General features: G+C 33.2%; 21 protein-coding genes. 14 read left to right on the plus strand and 7 right to left on the minus strand.

What is annotated here, in order from left to right; genetic code table 11:
* Nucleotides 1-145: 145 nt before the first annotated feature.
* On the minus strand, nt 146-1,315 hold the full coding sequence (locus tag GTZ96_RS14870) for a FecR family protein (protein ID WP_161644701.1): 1,170 nt from the start codon (nt 1,313-1,315) through the stop codon (nt 146-148).
* Nucleotides 1,316-1,424: 109 nt separating this feature from the next.
* Between GTZ96_RS14870 and GTZ96_RS14875 the strand changes: the two genes are divergently transcribed.
* Together GTZ96_RS14875 and GTZ96_RS14880 are read left to right on the plus strand one after the other, a co-directional pair.
* Nucleotides 1,425-2,000, plus strand: a complete 576-nt coding sequence (locus tag GTZ96_RS14875; RefSeq protein WP_161644702.1) for an RNA polymerase sigma factor — start codon at nt 1,425-1,427, stop codon at nt 1,998-2,000.
* Nucleotides 2,001-2,200: 200 nt separating this feature from the next.
* On the plus strand, nt 2,201-2,890 hold the full coding sequence (locus tag GTZ96_RS14880) for an NUDIX hydrolase (RefSeq protein ID WP_161644726.1): 690 nt from the start codon (nt 2,201-2,203) through the stop codon (nt 2,888-2,890).
* 291 nt (nt 2,891-3,181) lie between these two features.
* Here the strand turns inward: GTZ96_RS14880 and GTZ96_RS14885 are convergent, their stop codons facing one another.
* From GTZ96_RS14885 to GTZ96_RS14895, 3 genes are all read right to left on the minus strand, one after another.
* Nucleotides 3,182-5,230: a transketolase family protein gene (locus GTZ96_RS14885; protein WP_161644703.1), complete on the minus strand. Its 2,049-nt coding sequence runs from the start codon at nt 5,228-5,230 to the stop codon at nt 3,182-3,184.
* Nucleotides 5,231-5,540: 310 nt separating this feature from the next.
* Nucleotides 5,541-7,121 carry an NADP-dependent glyceraldehyde-3-phosphate dehydrogenase gene (locus GTZ96_RS14890; RefSeq protein ID WP_161644704.1) on the minus strand — a complete coding sequence of 527 codons (1,581 nt, stop codon included), beginning with the start codon at nt 7,119-7,121 and terminating at the stop codon, nt 5,541-5,543.
* Nucleotides 7,122-7,162: 41 nt separating this feature from the next.
* Entirely contained in the window at nt 7,163-7,474 is a 312-nt protein-coding gene (locus GTZ96_RS14895) for a rhodanese-like domain-containing protein (RefSeq protein WP_161644705.1), read from the minus strand.
* A 326-nt stretch (nt 7,475-7,800) separates the two neighbouring features.
* Between GTZ96_RS14895 and GTZ96_RS14900 the strand changes: the two genes are divergently transcribed.
* Both GTZ96_RS14900 and GTZ96_RS14905 read left to right on the plus strand, forming a co-directional pair.
* Nucleotides 7,801-8,436 (plus strand): Crp/Fnr family transcriptional regulator, encoded by a 636-nt coding sequence (locus tag GTZ96_RS14900; protein ID WP_161644706.1) that lies wholly within the window; start codon nt 7,801-7,803, stop codon nt 8,434-8,436.
* A 69-nt stretch (nt 8,437-8,505) separates the two neighbouring features.
* Nucleotides 8,506-9,291: a sulfite exporter TauE/SafE family protein gene (locus GTZ96_RS14905; RefSeq protein ID WP_161644707.1), complete on the plus strand. Its 786-nt coding sequence runs from the start codon at nt 8,506-8,508 to the stop codon at nt 9,289-9,291.
* Between the two features lie 110 nt (nt 9,292-9,401).
* Here the strand turns inward: GTZ96_RS14905 and GTZ96_RS14910 are convergent, their stop codons facing one another.
* From GTZ96_RS14910 to GTZ96_RS14920, 3 genes are all read right to left on the minus strand, one after another.
* Entirely contained in the window at nt 9,402-10,166 is a 765-nt protein-coding gene (locus GTZ96_RS14910) for a hypothetical protein (RefSeq protein ID WP_181033211.1), read from the minus strand.
* 86 nt (nt 10,167-10,252) lie between these two features.
* Nucleotides 10,253-11,329: a cytochrome d ubiquinol oxidase subunit II gene (gene cydB, locus GTZ96_RS14915; protein ID WP_161644709.1), complete on the minus strand. Its 1,077-nt coding sequence runs from the start codon at nt 11,327-11,329 to the stop codon at nt 10,253-10,255.
* 3 nt (nt 11,330-11,332) lie between these two features.
* Nucleotides 11,333-12,664, minus strand: coding sequence for a cytochrome ubiquinol oxidase subunit I (locus GTZ96_RS14920; RefSeq protein ID WP_161644710.1), 1,332 nt, complete (start codon nt 12,662-12,664; stop codon nt 11,333-11,335).
* A gap of 193 nt (nt 12,665-12,857) precedes the next feature.
* Between GTZ96_RS14920 and GTZ96_RS14925 the strand changes: the two genes are divergently transcribed.
* From GTZ96_RS14925 to GTZ96_RS14965, 10 genes are all read left to right on the plus strand, one after another.
* On the plus strand, nt 12,858-14,276 hold the full coding sequence (locus GTZ96_RS14925; RefSeq protein WP_161644711.1) for an MBL fold metallo-hydrolase: 1,419 nt from the start codon (nt 12,858-12,860) through the stop codon (nt 14,274-14,276).
* Between the two features lie 81 nt (nt 14,277-14,357).
* Nucleotides 14,358-14,570, plus strand: coding sequence for a YgaP family membrane protein (locus tag GTZ96_RS14930; RefSeq protein ID WP_161644712.1), 213 nt, complete (start codon nt 14,358-14,360; stop codon nt 14,568-14,570).
* A 173-nt stretch (nt 14,571-14,743) separates the two neighbouring features.
* Entirely contained in the window at nt 14,744-15,049 is a 306-nt protein-coding gene (gene trxA, locus GTZ96_RS14935; protein ID WP_161644713.1) for a thioredoxin, read from the plus strand.
* Nucleotides 15,046-15,240 (plus strand): DUF6132 family protein, encoded by a 195-nt coding sequence (locus GTZ96_RS18345; RefSeq protein WP_128196503.1) that lies wholly within the window; start codon nt 15,046-15,048, stop codon nt 15,238-15,240. Before trxA ends, GTZ96_RS18345 begins: the two co-directional genes overlap by 4 nt.
* 64 nt (nt 15,241-15,304) lie before the next feature.
* Nucleotides 15,305-15,898, plus strand: a complete 594-nt coding sequence (locus GTZ96_RS14940; RefSeq protein ID WP_161644714.1) for a TetR/AcrR family transcriptional regulator — start codon at nt 15,305-15,307, stop codon at nt 15,896-15,898.
* Nucleotides 15,895-17,154 carry a TolC family protein gene (locus GTZ96_RS14945; RefSeq protein ID WP_161644715.1) on the plus strand — a complete coding sequence of 420 codons (1,260 nt, stop codon included), beginning with the start codon at nt 15,895-15,897 and terminating at the stop codon, nt 17,152-17,154. Before GTZ96_RS14940 ends, GTZ96_RS14945 begins: the two co-directional genes overlap by 4 nt.
* Before the next feature lie 11 nt (nt 17,155-17,165).
* Complete coding sequence (locus tag GTZ96_RS14950; protein ID WP_161644716.1) at nt 17,166-18,041, plus strand: HlyD family secretion protein; 876 nt, start codon at nt 17,166-17,168, stop codon at nt 18,039-18,041.
* A 136-nt stretch (nt 18,042-18,177) separates the two neighbouring features.
* The gene (locus GTZ96_RS14955) at nt 18,178-19,089 is read left to right on the plus strand and encodes an ABC transporter ATP-binding protein (RefSeq protein ID WP_161644717.1); all 912 of its coding nucleotides are present in this window, start codon (nt 18,178-18,180) and stop codon (nt 19,087-19,089) included.
* A gap of 3 nt (nt 19,090-19,092) precedes the next feature.
* Nucleotides 19,093-19,827: an ABC transporter ATP-binding protein gene (locus GTZ96_RS14960; RefSeq protein WP_161644718.1), complete on the plus strand. Its 735-nt coding sequence runs from the start codon at nt 19,093-19,095 to the stop codon at nt 19,825-19,827.
* A 638-nt stretch (nt 19,828-20,465) separates the two neighbouring features.
* Entirely contained in the window at nt 20,466-21,572 is a 1,107-nt protein-coding gene (locus GTZ96_RS14965; RefSeq protein WP_161644719.1) for an ABC transporter permease, read from the plus strand.
* Nucleotides 21,573-21,583: the final 11 nt, after the last annotated feature.

Consider the following 21,583-nt stretch of genomic DNA (forward strand, 5'->3'; position numbering starts at 1 on the left):
GTAAAAATTTTCTCTTAAAAAAGAAAAAATGGTTAGTAAATTCAATTTTCATATATTTGTGTTTATTGGTTAAATAATTAATTAATAATCTGATGGGGGGATAAAGTAGAGTACTGTCCAGGTATTACTTTGTTCCCTTTCTTTTTTATTTTATTATAATTTTCTGGTCTTTTATCTCATATTCATTTATAAAGTTAGTTTTCTTAATTATTGTCAGGATCTCTTTTATATTATCATTTTTGCTAAGTACTCCATTGAATTTAACTTTTTCAATTTCTGAATTTTGAAACACCACTTGAACATCATACCATCGAGACATAACATTCATAATTTCTTTTAATGTTTTGCCCTTAAAGCTAAAGATTCCTTTTGTCCATAATATTTCATTATAAGCATCAATTGGATTAATAGTAATATTTCCATTTTTAAGATTAATAATAGATTGTTGATTAGGAACCATGTATTTCTTTGAATTAAAACCGCTAACAGTTACTTTTCCTTCAACTAAAGTGGTATATATTTTATCTTCATCTTTATACGCTTTTATATTGAACTCCGTACCCAATACCTCCACTTCCTGATCTTTATTTAAAACTTTAAACTTAGCCCCTTTATGTTCTGTACTTGGTGATACATCAAAAAAAGCTTCTCCATAAATTAATTCTACTTCACGTGCTCGGCCATCTGCAAAAGCTACTGGGAATTTTAGCTTAGAGTCAGAATTCAACCAAACTTCTGTTCCATCAGCTAATTTCACATGAAATTGCCCTCCTCTTGGGATTGTCAAATAATTATATGCTAATCCTGATTTTGCCTTGTTGTTATTATTATAAACTAATTCTTTGCCATTGCTAACCACATTGTCTTTCTCATAAACTTTATCTTTTTCCAATGTTACAACCGATCCGTCTTCAAGAGTTAATATTGCTTTGTCTTTTCCCGTTTGAATAGTATTGTTTACTACTATTACAGGTGCCGCTATGGGTTTATTTACTAAACTTGTTCTGTAGAAATAAGTGGTCGTTACTATTCCTAAAACAACAGCTGCAGCTGAATAATAAATAACTTTACGTAATTTTTTAAGCTTTTTTGCTTTCTGTTCTCTGGCAAATGCTTCTAATAGTTTGCTCTTTATTGTATGGGAATCAAATTGCTTCATATTATATTCGATTGCATAGTTAATTTTAACATACTGATTAAATAACTCTTTATTATTCGAATCTTCTACCCATATTTCTAACTCAGTCAACTCAGATGCTGAAGCTTGATTGGTTAAAAATTTAGCTATTATATTTTCAATTTTAGCACTTATCATTTTTATACTATTTTCTATTAATACGTGTGGATTTTACACTACCCTAACTTTTTTATATTTTTTTTTATACATTGCATAAAAATTAAGCTAATTATTTCTACTTCACACAATGCAAGAGGTATATTCTGACAACACACAACTTATACATGCTTTAAAAACGGGAGACCCTAAAGCTTATACCTTTCTGGTAAATACTTACCATCATAAACTATGCGTTTATGCTTACAGTTTTACGCATGATCATAATTTATCAGAAGATATTGTACAGAATGTATTTATGCGTATCTGGAACAAACGAAAAAACTTAAAAGAAGATTTTGTACTTATTAGTTTTCTATATAAATCGGTTTATAATGAATTTATTGATCAGTATCGTAGCCAAAAATCAGTTTATCCTCTAGAAAAAAAATATATTGATGCTCTTAATACTATTGTAGAAAATGAAGATGAACATTCTCTTGAGCGCATCATAAAATTGGTAAAACGGGAAATTCAAAATCTCCCACCTAAATGTAAGGAAATCTTTTTATTAAGCAAAGAAGAAGGTCTCACTAATATAGAAATAGCTGAGTACAAGAACGTTTCTATTAAATCAGTTGAAGCTCATATAACCAAGGCCTATTCTATATTACGTAATTCCCTTGGAGAAAATACAAACATTTATTTGTTTTTATTGTTTAGATAATTCGTATCAAAATTTAGCTGATTTATTTTTAAAAGTATAAATTTTCCGACGTTGTATTATCTATATTAATATTGAATCTGATTTGTTTTAGAGAAATTCTAAGGTTTCTTTAAAAAAGTTCACTAAGTGCTCATTCTACACTAATTAATTATGAAACGTTTAAGTAAGTTTATATATTTACACTAAAATAGATGACAAAGATGTTAAACAATTATAATTCCGAAGACAAAGTTTTACTATCAGTCGATTGTATCATCTTTGGATTTGACAATGAAGGCTTAAAAATTTTATTAATCAAAAGAGATTTTGAACCAGAAAAAGGCAAATGGTCTTTAATGGGTGGTTTTCTTAAAAAAGATGAGTCTTTAAATAAAGCAGCCATACGAGTTCTTAATTTTTATACAGGATTACAAGACATCTACATGGAGCAATTCTATGCTTATAGTGAAGTAGATCGTGATCCGGTAGAAAGAACCATTTCTGTTGCCTATTATGCATTAATCAATATTGAAAACCATAATGCTGAATTAATAAAGAACTATGAAGCACAATGGTTTAGCATTTCAAAAATGCCAAAATTAATTTTTGACCATAACGAAATGGTTTCTCATGCCATGAGAAGATTGAGATACAGAACATCAACAAAACCTGTAGGCTTCGAACTTTTACCTGAAAAATTTACTATGCGTCAGTTGCTTGAATTATACGAAGCAGTTCTTGACAAAAATTTGGATAAACGAAATTTTATTAGCAAAATCAATTCCTTGGATATTCTAGTCAAATTAAATGAAAAAGATATGTTGTCTTCCAGAAAAGGTTCTTATCTCTATAAATTTGACAAAGAAAAATACGATGCGCAATTGTTGAATCATTTTGTACTAAACTTATAAGAAAACAGTATTCAAATAATTAGAAACAAAAAAGGAAGTCTTGAATAAAGACTTCCTTTTTTTATGCAACAAAATTTACTTGAAATAATCTTAATTCTTTGACTAACTACAATTTCAATAATTAAAGATTATCCCTTAAACTGACCACACTATTTTAAATGACAAAAAAATAGTGCAATCAATCTATTTGATTTAAAAATTAGCGATTCCTTTTTTTATAATCAGCTAAAAATGTTGCTAAACCAATATCAGTTAAGCCTATTTCAAAACTTTCCCAATAGTAGTTTATGTTTAAACATTTACGTTATTTTCAATTAAATATTGAACAATCTCTTCACTCACTTTTTTACTGTTAAAGCCAAATTTTTCGTCTAAAACAGCTGCAGGAGCGGAATAACCAAAATGTTCCAATCCAATTATTTTTCCACTATCACCAACCAAACCTTCGAGATTAACAGGTAATCCCGCTGTAAGACCAAATACTAATTCCCCTTTTGGAATCACACTTTCCTGATACGATTTAGACTGCGATTTAAACAATCCTTCTGATATAATAGAAGCTACATTTAGCTTTAATCCTTTTTCATTTTCTAAAATTGCTGCCGCATCTAATAAGGTGGAAACCTCTGAACCGTTTGCAATTAAAGTAATATCTGGATTTGGAGTTGACTTTACTAAGTATCCACCTTTCGCTGCTTGTTTTGCGTCCTCATATCTGGATGTTCCAGTTGCCGGAATATCTTTAATTCCCTGTCTTGACAAAATTAAAGCCGTTGGAGTAGTAGTATTTTTTAAAGCCATATCCCAAGCTACAGAAGTCTCAATAGCATCAGCTGGACGCAATGCTACCAAACTTTGATGTCCCGAATGATTTTTTAGTTTTTCCAATAAACGAATTTGCGCTTCTTGCTCAATTGGTTGATGTGTTGGGCCATCTTCCCCTACTCTAAATGAATCATGAGTTAATACATATTTTACAGGAAGTTCTTGAATAGCTGCTAAGCGAATAGCTGGTTTCATATAATCAGAAAACACAAAGAAAGTAGCTACTACTGGAATAACTCCTCCGTGTAATGCAATTCCATTTGCAATGGCTGTCATAGTAAGTTCGGCCACACCTGCCTGTAAAAACGCTCCGTTGAAATTATTTTTTTGCAGAACAGATGATTTTTTCAAAAAGCCATCCGTTTTATCACTATTCGATAAATCCGCAGACGAGACAATTATGTTTTCAACATTTTCAGCTAAATAAGCCAACACTGCTGACGATGCATCTCTAGTTGCTGCATTTGCTTTTTGAACTACAGTACTTAAATCTAATTCAGGTAATTTACCCGATAAAAACAACTCTAATTTTTCTGCCAATGCTGGATTTACTTTTTTCCACTCCGCAACTTGGCTTTTCTCTTTAGCAACTTTTGCAGTTTTCTGAGCTAAAATAGTTGCATAATGAGCTTTAACCTCATCATAAGTATCGAATGGCTGTTCAGGATTAGCGCTTAAATTAATCAGTGTTTTTACATAATCTGCTTTGGTATCTCCAATTGGTTTTCCATGTAATTCACATTCTCCTTCATACATTCCGCCATCTACAGTAACACAGCCTTTACCCATAATCGTCTTACCAATGATCAATGTTGGTTTTTCAGTTTCAGCATTGGCATCGCTCAGCGCTTTTCTTATTTGTTCGTGATCATGGCCATCAATTGTAATTACTTTCCATCCCCAAGCCTCATATTTCTTAGCAGTATCTTCAGATGTTACTTCATCGGTCATTGAAGAAAGTTGCACATCATTAGAATCATAAAACATAATAAAATTATTCAATCCTAAATGTCCCGCAATTCTTCCTGCTCCTTGCGAAATTTCTTCTTGTACCCCACCATCCGTTATAAAACCATATATTTTATGATTAAACAATCCTGTAAATCTGGCTTCTAAAAATTTAGCTGCAATAGCCGCACCAACTCCCATTGTATGTCCTTGTCCCAATGGTCCTGAAGTATTTTCAATTCCCCTAAGTACATCAACTTCGGGATGGCCTGGAGTAACAGAACCCCATTGTCTAAAATTTTGCAAATCTTCTTTCGAATAATTTCCTAACAAATGATATTGAGAATACATCAACGCCGATAAATGCCCTGCGTCCATGAAAAATCGGTCTCTAAAAGGCCAATTCATTTCAGTAGGATCAAAATTTAAATATTCACTATACAAAATGTGCATGAAATCGGCACCTCCCATAGCTCCTCCCGGATGTCCTGAATTTGCTTTTTCAACCATCGAAATAGCTAAAGCTCTGATATTATCAGCAGCTAAATTGTCAATTTTTTTATTCATAGTATAATTATAAATTATTTTAATAATGTCATGATTTAGAAATCTCAAAGAAAATGGTAAAACAAATTATTTTTATCAATCCATCTTTAAACACATTACAAACCAAAATCAATAATTGAGTTATTGAACGAAATGTAATTACTTTATTTAAACAATAAAATTTTGAAGATTTTGAAAAAAATAATAAGTGTAAAAAACACATTTGCAAATGTAAACAAATTTTTGAATTACAAACAAAAATTTATCTAAAATAAAAAAACCGTTCCGAAAAAATCGGAACGGTTTTTTTATTTTTAGTCTGAGTTTAGTACTACAAGATATAATCGGTATTAATAAAGTTTGATTCTTTACTATTCAATAATTCTTGTAATATTTCGTTATTGTAAGCATTGTCTTTAGAAGCTACAAAAGTTCTAATAGAGAATGAACGCAAGGCGTCAAAAACACTTAATGTACCTACAGCTGAGTCTTTACGACCTGTAAACGGATACACATCCGGTCCACGTTGACATGAACTGTTCAAGTTTACTCTACATACTAAATTTACTAAAGCATCAATAAGTGGTGCAATTGTTTTAATATTTTTTCCAAATAAACTTACTTGTTGACCATAGTTAGATTCTGCCATATCGTTCAAAGGCTCTTGGATATCTTTGAAAGTCATAATTGGCACCACTGGTCCAAATTGCTCTTCATGATACACTCTCATTTCTTTATTTACAGGGAATAAAACCGCTGGAAAAATATAGTTATCAAAGTGTTCTGCACCTTTTGAATTTAAAATTTTAGCTCCTTTAGCTGTTGCATCATCAATTAAACTTTGAATATAAGCTGGTTTTTCAGTCTCCGGAAGTGGAGTCAATGAAACTGATTTCTCCCAAGGATTTCCAAAAATAAGTTCGTCTACTTTTTGAGAGAATCTTTTATTAAATTCTTCTGCAATCGATTCGTGAACATATAAAACTTTCAAAGCCGTACAACGTTGTCCGTTAAAAGATAAAGTTCCTGAAATACATTCTGAAATAGCCAAATCTAAATCGGCGTCAGGTAAAATAATAGCAGGATTTTTAGCTTCTAATCCTAAAACTAAACGCAATCTGTTTTTATTTGGATGTTGATCTTGCAATGCAATTGCCGATTTACTATTTCCAATTAAAGCCAAGATATCAACTTTCCCGGATTTCATGATTGGAGAAGCAATTTCTCTTCCTCTACCGTAAACGATATTGATAACCCCTTTTGGAAAACTACTTCTAAAAGCTTCTAACAATGGTGAAATCAACAATACTCCGTTTTTAGCAGGCTTGAAAATCACCGGATTTCCCATAATCAAAGCAGGAATCAACAATGAAAATGTTTCATTCAAAGGATAATTGTATGGACCTAAGCACAAAACAACTCCAATTGGTCCTCTACGAACCATAGCATTTACTCCTTGACTTTTAGTAAAATGAGCATTACTTCTATCTAATTGTTTGTAATGTTCAATCGTATCGTAAATATAATCTACCGTTCTGTCGAATTCTTTTTCCGAGTCACCTAAAGTTTTCCCAATTTCCCACATCAATAATTTAACCACTTCAGTACGGGTAGTTTTCATTTGAGAAACGAAATTTTCCATGCATTTGATTCGGTCAACTACTTTCATCGTAGGCCATAAACCTTGACCATTATTATAAGCTAAACTTGCTGAATTAACAACTTCTGCCGCTTCTTCCTCGCCCATAAAAGGGATTGTACCTAACAAAGTAGGAGCATATTCTTCGGTAGAAGAAATAGTAGAAAAAACTTCAGTTGTTTTACCTGTCCATTTTTTCAACTCGCCATCAACTAAATAAGTATCTTGGTGTAATAATGTTTTTATCTTAAACTCTTCTGGAATTGAATTCATCTAGTTTTAATATTTTAGTTAGTGTTAAAATGTATCAGTGATTAAGGAGCAACTACTTCTCCATCCCAATCTAACATACCTCCCAATAAGTTATAGGCATTTTCAAATCCTAATTCATTCATAATTTCGCAAGCCTTTCCGCTTCTAGCACCAGAACGACAATAGATATAGTAATTTTTACTTTTATCTAGTTTTTCTATTTCAGAAATAAAACCTTGACCTTTATGAATATCAATGTTTATGGCATTAGGAATAATCCCTTCGTCACATTCGTCTTCTGTTCTTACATCTAAAATTACTGCATTCTCATCTGCTTCGAGTTGAGCAATCCAATCTTCTTGTGTTAAATTCATAATATTGTTGTGTTTTTTGTAAAAATACGATGTTTTTGTAAAAAAATGGGACTCCAAATTTGATTTAGGGAATAATTTAAAGAAAACGTTTTAGTAGGATTATAATAATCAACAAATTTTACAATTACTTAACATTTTGTTAAAAAAAAATGCGTTATCCTTATTAGAAATGCAATATCTGCAATTTAATATTTCCAAATTCAGCATACAATTCTTAGCAAAACAGTCAATAACTGTCACGATATTTTAATTACTTTTACCAAAGTCTTAGAATTTTACCCAAAAAATCATCATATTAACAAGATATAGCCTCAAAACTTATAGTCATGTCAGAAGAAATAATCAGCCTAAAAAATGCCTTCCCTAATTTCTCTAATGAGCTCATTGAAGAAATTGTAGCCAATTCCAGTTTTCAGTCCTTTAAGGCGGGGGAAGTAATAATGCGTACCGGCCAATACATTAAAAGCACCATTTTAATACTTAAAGGCCAATTAAAAATATACAGAGAAGGCGAAGATGGCGAAGAGTTTTTAATGTATTATTTGCAAGCGGGACAAGCCTGTGCTATTTCGTTAATCTGTTCGACAAAAAATCAAACGAGCCAAATTACAGCTAAAGTAGTAGAAGATGTCGAAGCGGTAAGTATTCCAATTGCCTTAATGGACAAATGGATGATGAACCACCGCTCCTGGTACGAATTTGTAATTTACACCTACCGAACCCGATTTGAGGAAGTTCTGGAAGTCGTCGACAATATTGCTTTTAGAGCTATGGACGAACGGCTTGAATTCTATTTAAAACGTCACGCTAAAGCTTGTGGCTGTAAAGAAATCAATTTGTCACATCAGGAAATTGCTCTCGAATTAAATACTTCCAGAGAAGTGGTTTCGCGTTTATTAAAAAAAATGGAACAACGTGGTTTGGTTAATTTACACCGGAACCAAATTGAATTATTAATGTAATTTTTGCCCGTGTGACAAATGTTACTGTGGCTGGCCGAAATACTCCCAACCTTTGTAAAAAAATTACAAATGGAATATATCGGTTATTTTGCTTCAATAATTATTGGAATTTCATTAGGATTAATCGGAGGCGGAGGCTCCATACTGACTATCCCTATTTTAGTTTACTTATTCAAAATCAATCCAGAATTAGCTACAACTTATTCCTTGTTTATTGTTGGAGTAACTGCTTTGTATGGCGGTTACAGCCATTACAAACTGGGAAATCTAAAACTAAAAACAGCCTTGTATTTTGCGATTCCATCGGTGATTTCCATATTAATTATTAGAGAAGTTATCTTTCCACAAATTGCTTCCACCCTATTTACGATTGCCTCTTATGCGGTTTCCAAAGATTTATTAATCATGATTGTCTTTGCAATTCTGATGATTAGTGCTTCGATATCGATGATAAAAAAGAGTAAAACTGAAATTAAAAATTCTAAAACTAATTATACACAACTGGCTTTCATTGGTTTTCTGGTAGGAATTGTAACTGGGTTTCTGGGAGCCGGTGGTGGGTTTTTAATTATTCCTGCTTTGTTATTTTTTGCCAATTTACCTATGAAACAAGCCGTAGGAACTTCGTTATTGATTATTTTCATCAACTCAGCAATAGGCTTTGCTGGCGATTTATACCTCAACACTCCTATTGATTATGGTTTTCTGTTATTGATTTCTGCCATGGCATTTTTAGGAATGTTTCTCGGAATCTTAATTTCTAAAAAAATAGACGGAAATAAACTGAAACCCATTTTTGGATGGTTTGTATTGGTAATGGGAATTTATATCATTATTAAAGAAGTTTTACTGTGATGGTTTTATTTAACTGCGAAGTATTTTTAAACCGCTAAGAACACTAAGGTTTCGCAAAGTTGTAGGTCTTAAAGTATTTTACTGATAGCTATCAATATTTACTCTGATGCTTACTTTAATTCAAATAATCTATTATTAAAATCTTCTAAAACATATACCTTATCAAATTGTGTTTTCATTTCTAGTATTAAATTTTCATCCATTTCAAATGAACTTTCTCCATTACTTCCAATTACTAGTAATAACCATTGAATATTTATACCACTTTCTTTATAACTCGAAATTTTTGTCTCTTTCTTTCTAATTGAATTTTCAATAATATCAATAGTTACTTGTTTTTGCCACCAAGCTCCCATATTTGCAACTATATTTTTTTTCGAATGTGGTTGTTTATTTATTCTTTCTATAATAGGATTCTCTATGAAATGGTCATTTAAGATATATTCTTTAACTACTGTTTTAATAGTTTCTATTAAATATCTCTTTTCATTTAACTTAAAATTCTCATAAGGTTGAATAAAACAAGAAGCTAGAAAATTTGGCAATTCAATATCTATTTGTAATTCAGTTTCTGCTAATAAAAAAAGATTTCTAAAAAAACCTTCTCTTTCTTTTGATTTTGCATCAACAACTATTTGATGTTCAACCCCTATTCTTTGATTACCATCAAATAAAATAAAATCTGGTTTTTCAGTAACCTGATCAATTTTTAAATTTTTAAAAAACAATAAAAATTTACCAATGTGGCATATCTCGAGAGTTTTTTGTTGTTTTTTCGAATCATCATTTAACGATTCTAAATGTTTGCTAATTAATTCATCAAGTAACTTATAGTTTTCTAAAACTGACTTATTATTTTCCAATATTCTTGTCATAACAAAAAAACTACTAACTAATATATTATCAATAAAAACACAAAACTTTCTTTTTACGAATCACTCTTCGATAATTACTAAAAAATTCAATGCTCCCCATAACCCACATCATCCATTTTGCCATTAAACACTTTGTACTGAATGATGAAATACCCAATTACTAAAACCAACGCAATAGCAAACCAATACACACCCACTGATAAGGCATATTCGCCATTGGCAACATTGTAAATGGTCAAAGAAGGATTGACTTTATTGGTTGACGGCAATACTACTGGAAAAATAGAAGCCGTTGTAGATGTAAATCCGCCAACGAGGAAAAGACTCGAAAATAAAAATCCTGTTCCGTCTTTTTGAAATGTTCTCACTTTAAAAAGTCCAAACAAGCCCACAAACGTAATCAACGGAAAGACAAAAAGTATAGGATTATTCAGGAAGTTATGAAAAGGTTCTTTCTCAATAATATGCCAAACAGAAAGTGAAACAATCACCAGTGCCAGCAATACAAAATTCATTTTGTAAATCATCTCTTTTAACTGAGTATTCAACGACGAATTGGTTTTATAAATAATCCAATTGGCACCATGAATCATCAAAGCCACCACACTTACTACACCCAGAAAAAGCGTAAACCAGTCGATAATTCCGAGTTCAGAATCCACCGGACTCAGCGTAGGATTCCACAACGGCAGGAAGAAAAAATGCGGTTCCTGAGTAGAAACTCCGTTAACCACCATTCCGAGATTCACCCCACGAACTACGTTTCCTAACGCCATTCCGAAAAACAAAGCCAATAACAAACTAGCAATTCCAAAGGCTTTATCCCAAACCGCTTCCCACATGTGATTGTGAATTTGTCCGCGCAATTCTAATCCTACTGCTCTAAAAATAAGCAACCACAAAATCATCATCAATGGTAAATAAAATCCGCTAAACGAGGCTGCATACAACGTAGGAAAAGCATAAAATAAAACGCCTCCTGCAGCAATCAACCAAACTTCATTGGCATCCCAAAAAGGCCCAATAGCATTCGTAATTGCTTTTTTATCTTTCTCTGTTTTGGCAAAAAACAAATGAATGATTCCCGCTCCAAAATCATAACCGTCCAACACCAAATAGGTTGCCAAAATGCCAATTAATACCACATACCAAAAGAATTCCATACTCTATTTTTTTACTGGTTCTGGACCATTATAAATTATTTTCCCAACTAAAATCGCAAACAACATTCCCAGCAAGGCATACAAACCTACAAATCCCATCAGGGTAAATAAGGTGTTTCCTGAGGAAACCGTTGGCGAAGCACCATCGGCAGTACGCAATAAATCATACACTAACCAAGGTTGGCGACCTAATTCTGCCGTGTACCAGCCCGTAATATTAGCTATATAAGGAAATGGCATTAGGAATAAAAACGCCCATAACAGCCATTTGGTTTGAAACAATTGCTTTCGGGTCAATTGAAAAGCAGCCAACACCATCACACCAATAAAAAGCGTTCCTAAACCCACCATAATATGATAAGCATAGTACAATCCCGAAATATTTGTAGGATGCTTGTCTACGGTAAACTGGTCTAATCCTTTCACTTCGGTATCCCAATTGCCATAAGTTAGAAAACTCAACACATTAGGCACTGCAATTTTATTATCCAGTTTTTTGTCTTTGACGTCTGGTTGCCCAATAAGGACAATTTCGGCTCCTTTTTTCTCCGTATGAAAAATTCCCTCCATGGCTGCAAAAGTTACCGGCTGGTGCTTGACCACGTTTTTAGCCAATAAATCTCCTGTTGGCATCGCAACAATAATGCTCGAAATCAATCCGAAAACAACTCCTGTTTTCAAAAATAATTTTCCGTAAGAAACATTTTTGTTTAACAAAATATAAAAAGCGCCAATTCCAGCTACCACAAAAGAACTGGTAACCATAGAAGCCATTTGATTGTGCAAATACGAAGGCCACAACCACACATTGGTAAACAAAGCCGAGAAATTAGTCAATACAAATTTTCCGTTTTCCAATACTTCATAACCTACCGGATGCTGCATCCAGGAATGCGTAGCGATAATCAAAAATCCGCTGGCCCAGGAACCCAAACAAATCAATAATCCGGTTACAAAATGCCATCGGTGTCCGAGGATTTTTTCACCAAATAAAAACATCCCTAAAAAAGATGATTCCAAAAAGAAGGAAAACATGCCTTCCATCGCTAAGGTTTGTCCAATAATCCCACCTGTTAGCTCCGAAAATTTAGCCCAATTGGTTCCAAACTGAAATTCCATTGGGATTCCCGTCACGACACCCATAGCAAAATTGAGTGCAAAAATGCGCATCCAAAAATGAGTGGCTTTATTGTAATGGGGATCATTTGTTTTTAAAAATTTCCATTTGAAATAAACAATGATTAACGAAAGTCCCATTGTTAATTGTGGAAATAAATAGTGAAAGGTAATGGTAAACGCAAATTGCATTCGGTCATAAAAGAGCATTTCTTCCATTGAAAAGGAGTTTTTTTTTGATAGCCCAAATTTAATTCAAATGCCTCGAAAAGCCTTATAAAAAACCCTATTTTAATTTACTTTTTTTCTGGTTTCCAAAAAACATCCAATTGAAATTCTTTGTGTAACTTTAGTCACCATATACACCTAAAGCAAACTTTATCTTTGTTATATCAAATTAAAACTCCTTTTTATGAAAATCGAACAAATATATACGGGATGTCTTGCTCAAGGCGCTTATTACATTACTTCAAATGGCGAAGCGGCTATTATTGACCCTTTGCGAGAAGTGCAGCCTTACCTTGATCGTCTGGAACGGGATAAAGTGAAACTAAAATACATTTTCGAAACCCATTTCCATGCCGATTTTGTTTCAGGACATGTGGATTTGAGTAAAGAAACTAATGCTGCCATTGTGTATGGACCAACAGCCAAACCTGAATTTGACGCCATCATTGCAACTGATAGCCAGAAATTTAAAATTGGTAAAATCACTATAAAAGCGTTACACACTCCTGGTCACACGATGGAAAGTACCACTTATTTATTGATAGATGAGAATGGTAAAAAACACGCTATTTTCTCTGGAGACACGCTATTCATTGGCGATGTGGGAAGACCTGATCTGGCTCAAAAAGCAGCCCACATGACCCAAGAACAATTAGCAGCCATCTTATTCCATTCGTTAAGAGACAAAATCATGACTTTGCCGGATGATGTAATTGTATATCCTGCACATGGTGCCGGAAGTGCTTGCGGTAAAAACATGAGTAAAGAAACCGTTTCAACTATTGGCAACCAAAAAGCAACTAATTATGCTTTAAGAGCCAACATGACCGAAGCCGAATTTATAAAAGAAGTAACCGAAGGACTATTGCCTCCTCCTGCTTATTTTGGAATGAATGTGGCTATGAATAAAAAAGGCTATGAAAGCTTTGAATCGGTTTTAAACCACGGAATGAAAGCTATCGAAGCAAACGATTTTGAAGCTGTTGCCGAAGATTCGGGAGCTTTAATTCTGGATACCCGAACAAACAATCAATTTGCCAAAGGTTTTATTCCACAATCCATCAACATTGGGATTGAAGGCGATTTTGCACCCTGGGTGGGTGCCTTAATTGCCGATGTCAAACATCCGATTATTTTAGTAACTGAAATCAACCAGGAAGAAGAAACGGTAACGCGATTGAGCCGTGTAGGTTTTGATAACATTATTGGACATCTAAATGGCGGTTTTGAAGCCTGGCAAAAAGCGGGTAAAGAATTTGATTCTATCAATCGTATTTCTGCCGAAGCATTTGCTAAAGAGGTAAAAATTGGCGAAAGCACAATTATAGATATTCGCAAAGAAACAGAATACGCTGCCGAACATGTTGAAGAAGCTTATTCCAAACCCTTGGCCTACATTAATGACTGGATAAAAGACATTAATCCTAAAGAAACTTTTTACATTCATTGCGCTGGTGGTTACCGCAGTATGATTGCAGCTTCTATTTTGCAAGCAAGAGGTTTTAGAAATTTTACCGAAATTGAAGGCGGTTTTAGTGCCATTGCAAAAACGACTGTTCCTAAGACTAATTTTATATGCCAAAGCAAAATTTTAAACAGTTAAAATATTGATTTTAAGAAGATTAATCGCTAAATTTGTATTGTTATTTGAATGCATTTTTTTAACCCTTAAATTCTAGAAATCATGAAACATAACATGGGAAAAACCGACAAAACAATTCGTGTGATTGTTGCCCTCACCCTAGCAACATTGTATTTTACACACACTATTACCGGAAACCTTGGTATCTTTTTATTAGCTTTTGGAGTAGTCTTATTAATTACTGTTTCTATCAATTTTTGCCCATTTTATACTCCTTGGGGCATCAATACTAATAAAAAGAAACTGAGCCATTAAAATTATAGACAAGCTCTGCCTAATCCATTTTAGAAGTTTATCAAACAGTACAAAATTAATTTTTACTTTTTGTAAACTTCTTTTGTGTTTAATCGAAAAGTCATTCATTACAAAAAATCATCATGAATAAAGAACAATGTTCTACAATAACTAAATTCAACAAACAATAAACTATGAACAGTAATTTCAATAAATTAATACAATCTGAAAAACCAATATTAGTCGATTTTTTTGCTACATGGTGTGGTCCTTGCCAAATGCTTAGTCCTATTTTAAAAGAAGTAAAAGAACAATTAGGAGAGCAAATTTCAATCATAAAAATTGATGTCGATAAAAACCAACAAATTGCTTCACAATATCAGGTACGCGGTGTTCCCACGATGATTTTATTCCAAAATGGAAAACAATTATGGAGACAATCAGGTGTTATAGATAAAAACACCATTATTACTACAATTTTAGAAAAAAGCAAACAATGACAAAAAGAACAATCATAATAACTCTCATTGGAGTTTTAATTGGTGCCATATTGGGGTATTTGTATTATCGATATGTTGGATGCATTACAGGAACTTGTGTCATAACTTCAAAACCTCTAAATGCAACACTTTATGGTAGTTTATTAGGTGGATTGATATTTAATTCATTAGTTAAAAAAGAAAAAAAGTAATTCCAATTGCTTTTTTTTCTATCTTTATTAACCAAAAGGTTAAACCAAACAGTTAAAGTAAAAAATGACTACCGAAGAAAAAATATTCAATGCCGCCCGAATCGTTTTTCAAAAAAAGGGATTCGCAGGAGCACGAATGCAGGAGATTGCAGATGAAGCCGGAATAAACAAAGCCATGTTGCATTATTGTTTTAAAAACAAACAGCAACTCTTTGAAGCCGTTTTCATGAAAGCTTTCAGCCAGCTGGCGCCTCAAATCAATACTATTTTTAATTCGGAGAAAACTGTTTTTGAAAAAATCACCCAGTTTACCCATGATTATATTTCGTTTGTAATCGAAAATCCTTTTTTGCCCCAATTTATTATCCAGGAAATGAACAACAATCCTGAGTTTGTGATGTCTATCCTCAATCATGAAAACAGACCCAATCCTACTTTACTAATTGCACAAATTGAAAAAGAAATCGAAACAGGAATTATAAAACCCATCAAACCTAAACAACTCTTATTGGATATTTTTTCGATGACCGTTTTCCCTTTTGCAGCGCAAATTATGGTAAAAGGAATACTTCATCTATCTGATACAGAATTCAAACAAATGATGGAAGAACGAAAAACAATCATTGCCCAACAAATTATTAATTCGATAAAAAAATGAAACTCATCAACTTCATATTATTGCTATTGATAGTGCCATTTTTAGCATTGGCACAACAAACAGTATCATTAGAGAATTGCTATGAATTGGCTAATAAAAATTATCCTTTAGCGAAACAAAATAATCTATTATCCCAAAAAATGGATTTGGAAATAGAAACACTTTCAAAAGACTATCTTCCTAAGATCGATTTGAATGCTCAGGCTACCTATCAATCAGACGTGACACAAGTGCCTGTGAAAATTCCAAATTCAACCATAAATCCGCTTAACAAAGACCAATATCGCGCTACGCTGGACATCAACCAGATTATCTACAATGGCGGATTGCAGGAAGTCAACAATAAAATTAAGGAAACACAAACCAAAGTACAGCAACAACAAGTGGCAATCAATTTGTACCAACTTAAAACAAGAATAAACCAACTCTTTTTTTCGATATTTCTTTTACAGGAACGTGCTGAGATACTACTGGCAAAACAGGAACAATTAAAATCTAAAATTGCCGAGGTAAAAACTGCAGTGAAATTTGGCGCAATATTACCCACATCTGAAAAAGTATTAGAAGCCGAAAATTTAAAAATAAAACAACAACTCAGCGAAATCAAATTTGATAAAAAAAGAGCTCTGGAAAGTCTTTCCTTGCTTACCTATACTCCATTTGAAGAAAATGTGAATTTGGTTAAACCAATATCAAATTTAGATACAAACACAGCAAACAACAGACCTGAACTGAAATTATTTGATTTACAAAACGAACAAATTGAAGTTTCTAAAACAGCAATCAGTAAAAACAATTTACCCAAAATAAAAGCTTTTGGTCAGGCGGGTTACGGAAATCCGGGACTCAATATGCTCGACAACTCCTTCCAGACTTTTTATATGCTGGGTTTGAAAGCCAATTGGAATGTATTTGACTGGAACAAATCAAAAGCCGAAAAAGAAATCCTTTCCGTTTCTGAAAACATAGTTTCCACTGAAAAAGAGACCTTTTTACTCAACAACAAGCTGCAATTACAGGAAATGAACAATGAGATTCAAAAACTACAAGAAATCATCAATACTGATTTAGAAATCATTGCATTGAGAGAAGCTGTTTTAAAATCATCGGATGCCCAACTTAAAAATGGAGTTATTACCGCTTCGGACTATCTTGTGGAATTCACCAATTTGTATGAAACAAAAACCAATTATAAGTTACATGAAATCCAGTTGCTTTTGGCAAAAGCCAATTACAAAACGATACAGGGATATTAAAGAAAAACATCATGAAAAAAATAATCACACTCTTACTCACAGTCGGTTTAATTTCTTGTAATAAAGACAACGAAAAAGCAGACGGTTACGGCAATTTTGAAGCTACCGAAGTAACTATTTCGGCAGAAGCCAATGGAAAACTCATCTCTTTTTCTGTTGAAGAAGGAAATATTCTTAAACCCAATGCTAAAGTAGGACTGATTGACACAACACAATTGTACCTAAACAAGCAGCAATTAATAGCCACAAAAAATACCGTTTTTTCGAAATCTAAAAATGTGTTGTCACAAAATAGCGTGCTGCAAGAACAACTCAAAACCACTTTGATTGAGCAAAAGAGAATCCAAAATATGTTTGCAGAAAATGCCACAACCCAGCGACAAGTAGATGAAATTAATGGAAAAGTCAATGTACTGAAAGAACAAATAAAAAGTGTAGGAACCCAGAATGCCCCTATTGCCAATGAAGCCCAATCGATAGATATTCAAATCGAGAAAATCAATGATCAGATTCAAAAATCTAAGATTATCAATCCGATAAAAGGAACGGTTTTAGCAAAATATGCCGAACCAAATGAAGTCACTGCTTTTGGAAAACCATTGTATAAAATTGCCGATATTTCTGAAATGACATTGCGTACGTATGTAAGCGAAACCCAACTACCACAATTAAAAATAGGGAAAGAAGTCAATGTCAAAATAGACTCTGGTACAGAAATGAAAAGCTATCCCGGCACTATTTCGTGGATTTCCTCTTCGGCAGAATTCACTCCAAAAGTGATTCAAACTAAAGAAGAACGTGTCAATCTGGTGTATGCAGTGAAAGTAACCGTAAAAAATGATGGCAGCCTTAAAATAGGAATGCCCGCCGAAATGTGGATTAAATAAAAATAGAAGTTAGAATATAGAAAAAAGAATATAGACGAAAAAAAGACGCTATTCTAGTTGCCACTTCAATTAATTGAAAATTGAAATTGCCATTGATTTTTGCTATTGTTATTGAAATTTGAAATTGCCATTGACCATGAGTATCCAAGTCCAAAATATTTCTAAATCCTACCGAAACAATGTAGCGGTTTCCAATATTTCTTTTGAAGTAAAGGAAGGAGAATTATTTGGACTCATTGGCCCTGATGGAGCGGGAAAAACAACTCTTTTTAGGATCCTGACCACTGTTTTACTGGCAAACGAAGGAACGGCTGCTGTGGCTGATTTTGATGTTGTAAAAGAATACAAAAGCATTCGGAAATCCATTGGCTATATGCCCGGAAAATTTTCTTTGTACCAGGATTTGACCGTGGCAGAAAACCTGACCTTTTTCGCTACCATTTTTGGAACTACACTGGAAGAAAACTACAACTTAATCAAAGAAATTTATGTTCAAATTGAACCTTTTAAAGACAGAAAAGCAGCGGCACTTTCGGGTGGAATGAAGCAGAAATTAGCTCTTTGCTGCGCGTTGATTCATAAACCTAAAGTTTTATTTCTGGACGAACCCACCACCGGTGTTGACCCTGTTTCCAGAAAAGAATTTTGGGAAATGCTAAAGCGTTTGCAAAAAAAAGGAATCAGCATATTAGTTTCGACGCCCTACATGGATGAAGCCGCCTTATGTGACCGGATTGCATTGATTCAAAAAGGTCGTATTTTAAAAATTGACACTCCGGAAAATATCACCTCAAAATACGATAAAACGATTTACAACATTCGAACAAAAAATACCCATCAATTAATTCAGGATTTAAAAAAGTATCCCAGTCAATACAGTGTTTATGCTTTTGGGGAATTCATTCATTATATCGACAAAAACAGCGATTTCAATTCATTGGAATTAGAACATTATCTAAAAGAACAAAATCATACTGAAATCAGTATTACAGTTTCAGAAACAACCATCGAAGATGTTTTCATGGATTTAACTACACTAAATCAATAAATTGTGGATCAGGAAAAAATCATAACGGTAAAAAACCTCAGCAAGAAATTTGGAGATTTCATCGCGGTAAACGATATTTCTTTTGACGTTTACAAAGGCGAAATCTTTGGATTCCTTGGTGCAAACGGCGCTGGAAAAACTACCGCTATGAAAATGCTTATCGGGATTTCTAAACCTACTTCAGGTGAAGCTTTAGTGGCTAATTTTGATGTGAAATCCCAAACCGAAATGGTCAAAAAAAGCATTGGTTATATGAGTCAAAAATTTTCGATGTACGATGATTTGACTATCAAAGAAAACATTACTTTTTTTGGAGGAATCTATGGTTTAAATCGGAATCAGATTAAAGAAAAAACAGCCAAATTAGTTACCGAATTAGGTCTTGAAGATGCCTTGAACAAACTCGTTGGTGATTTACCTTTGGGCTGGAAACAGAAACTTTCTTTTTCGGTGGCCTTGTTACACGAACCCAAGATTGTTTTTCTGGATGAACCTACCGGCGGCGTTGACCCTATTACGAGAAGGCAATTTTGGGAAATGATTTATGCCGAAGCTCATAAAGGAACCACCATTTTTGTTACGACCCATTACATGGATGAAGCCGAATATTGTGACCGTGTTTCCATTATGGTCGAAGGAAAAATTGAAGCTTTGGATTCGCCCAAAAATTTAAAACAACAATACAATGTAGCTTCTATGAACGAAGTATTTTTAAAATTGGCTCGAAATATCGAATAAAAACTCGTTGAGTGAAATTAGTTTTTGATGATAATTTTTCGTCAGTTCGAGGTATAATTTTTTTACAAAAAAATGCAATATAAAATGACGTATTATTTTTATATATTGTTTTGTCTAAATAATTGAAAATCAATTTTTTAGACAAAAACGTCAATGGTAGTGATTTTCGATAGAAAATCGTATCGAGAACAAGACAAATTTCATTAAAAACGGTTCTCGATACCTGCCTGTGGCAGACAGGCATTTTTTGTTCCGTCCCGAAGTGTCGGGACTACACAAAAAACATTACCAATGACGTTTTTATTAAAAGTGAAATTATGGTTTACTAATTTTCTTTTTTGCTTGATCAAAAAAGAAACAAAAAAATCAAGTCTTACGCTTCCTCGTCGGTCAAATTAGTTTTCGAATACTAAAAGAAAAGAACTCGCTAACGCTCAAACAGCTTTTCTTTTTACGCATTCTTCAAACATTTGACACTCGACTGCGAAAGCTAAGGACAATTGAAACTCGTAAATAACGAGAGTTTAATTTTTAATTAATTAACGTCATTTATATTGTTTTTTTTAGAATAAAAGATTAATCCTCGAACTGACGTTTTTAATAATTTCAACCAACACGTTGAATAAAAATGAAGTAATATGAAACGATTTCTTGGCTTTATAAAAAAAGAATTTTATCACATCTTTAGAGACAAACGCTCGATGTTTATTCTCTTTGGGATGCCTATTGCCCAAATCATGTTATTTGGTTTTGCCATTACTAATGAAATCAACAATGTCAGTATTGCTATTCTAGATAAATCAAAAGACAGCGAAACACAAAAAATCATCAACAAAATCAGTGCTTCTCAATATTTTCACATTGAACAAACCATAAGCAGCGAATCACAAATACAATCCATATTCGAAAAAGGAAAAGTCAAAGCTGTTGTTATTTTCGAAAATAATTTTAGCAAAAACCTGCAAACAGCTAGACAGGGAAAAGTACAAATCATTACCGACGCCACTGATCCCAATATTGCCAATACCATTACGAATTATACCAATGCGATATTGCAAAATTATATCCTGGAAGTAAACAAAACGAATATCCAAACTTATACTATAGACACTCAAACCCAGCTGTATTACAATCCTGAATTAAAAGGCGTTTTTACCTTTGTTCCCGGAGTAATGACGGTGATTTTAATGCTGGTATCAGCCATGATGACATCTATATCGATTACCAGAGAAAAAGAACTCGGGACCATGGAAGTATTGCTCGTTTCGCCGCTAAATCCATTACAGGTAATCTTAGGCAAGGTGTTTCCTTATGTTTTTCTTTCGATAATCAATGCCACTGTAATTGTCCTTTTGGGAGTTTTTGTTTTTGGAATGCCTATTCAGGGAAGCTTGTTTTTATTGGCAGCCGAAAGTATTCTTTTTATCATAACAGCACTTTCATTGGGAATCCTAATTTCAACCATTGCCCAAACACAGCAAACCGCTATGATGATGTCCTTAATGGGATTAATGTTACCAGTAATTATTTTATCGGGATTTATATTCCCCATTTCGAGTATGCCGATTCCTTTACAAATTATCAGCAATATTATCCCGGCCAAATGGTTTATCATCATCATCAAAGCCATCATGCTCAAAGGAGCGACTATAACTATAATTTGGAAAGAAACCTTGATTCTTATCGGAATGACTTTATTTTTTATTCTGTTAAGTATTAAAAAATATAAAATCAGACTAGAATAAATTGAGATTGC

Origin of the sequence: Flavobacterium undicola (assembly GCF_009909155.2) — a bacterium.
Lineage (GTDB): Bacteria > Bacteroidota > Bacteroidia > Flavobacteriales > Flavobacteriaceae > Flavobacterium > Flavobacterium undicola.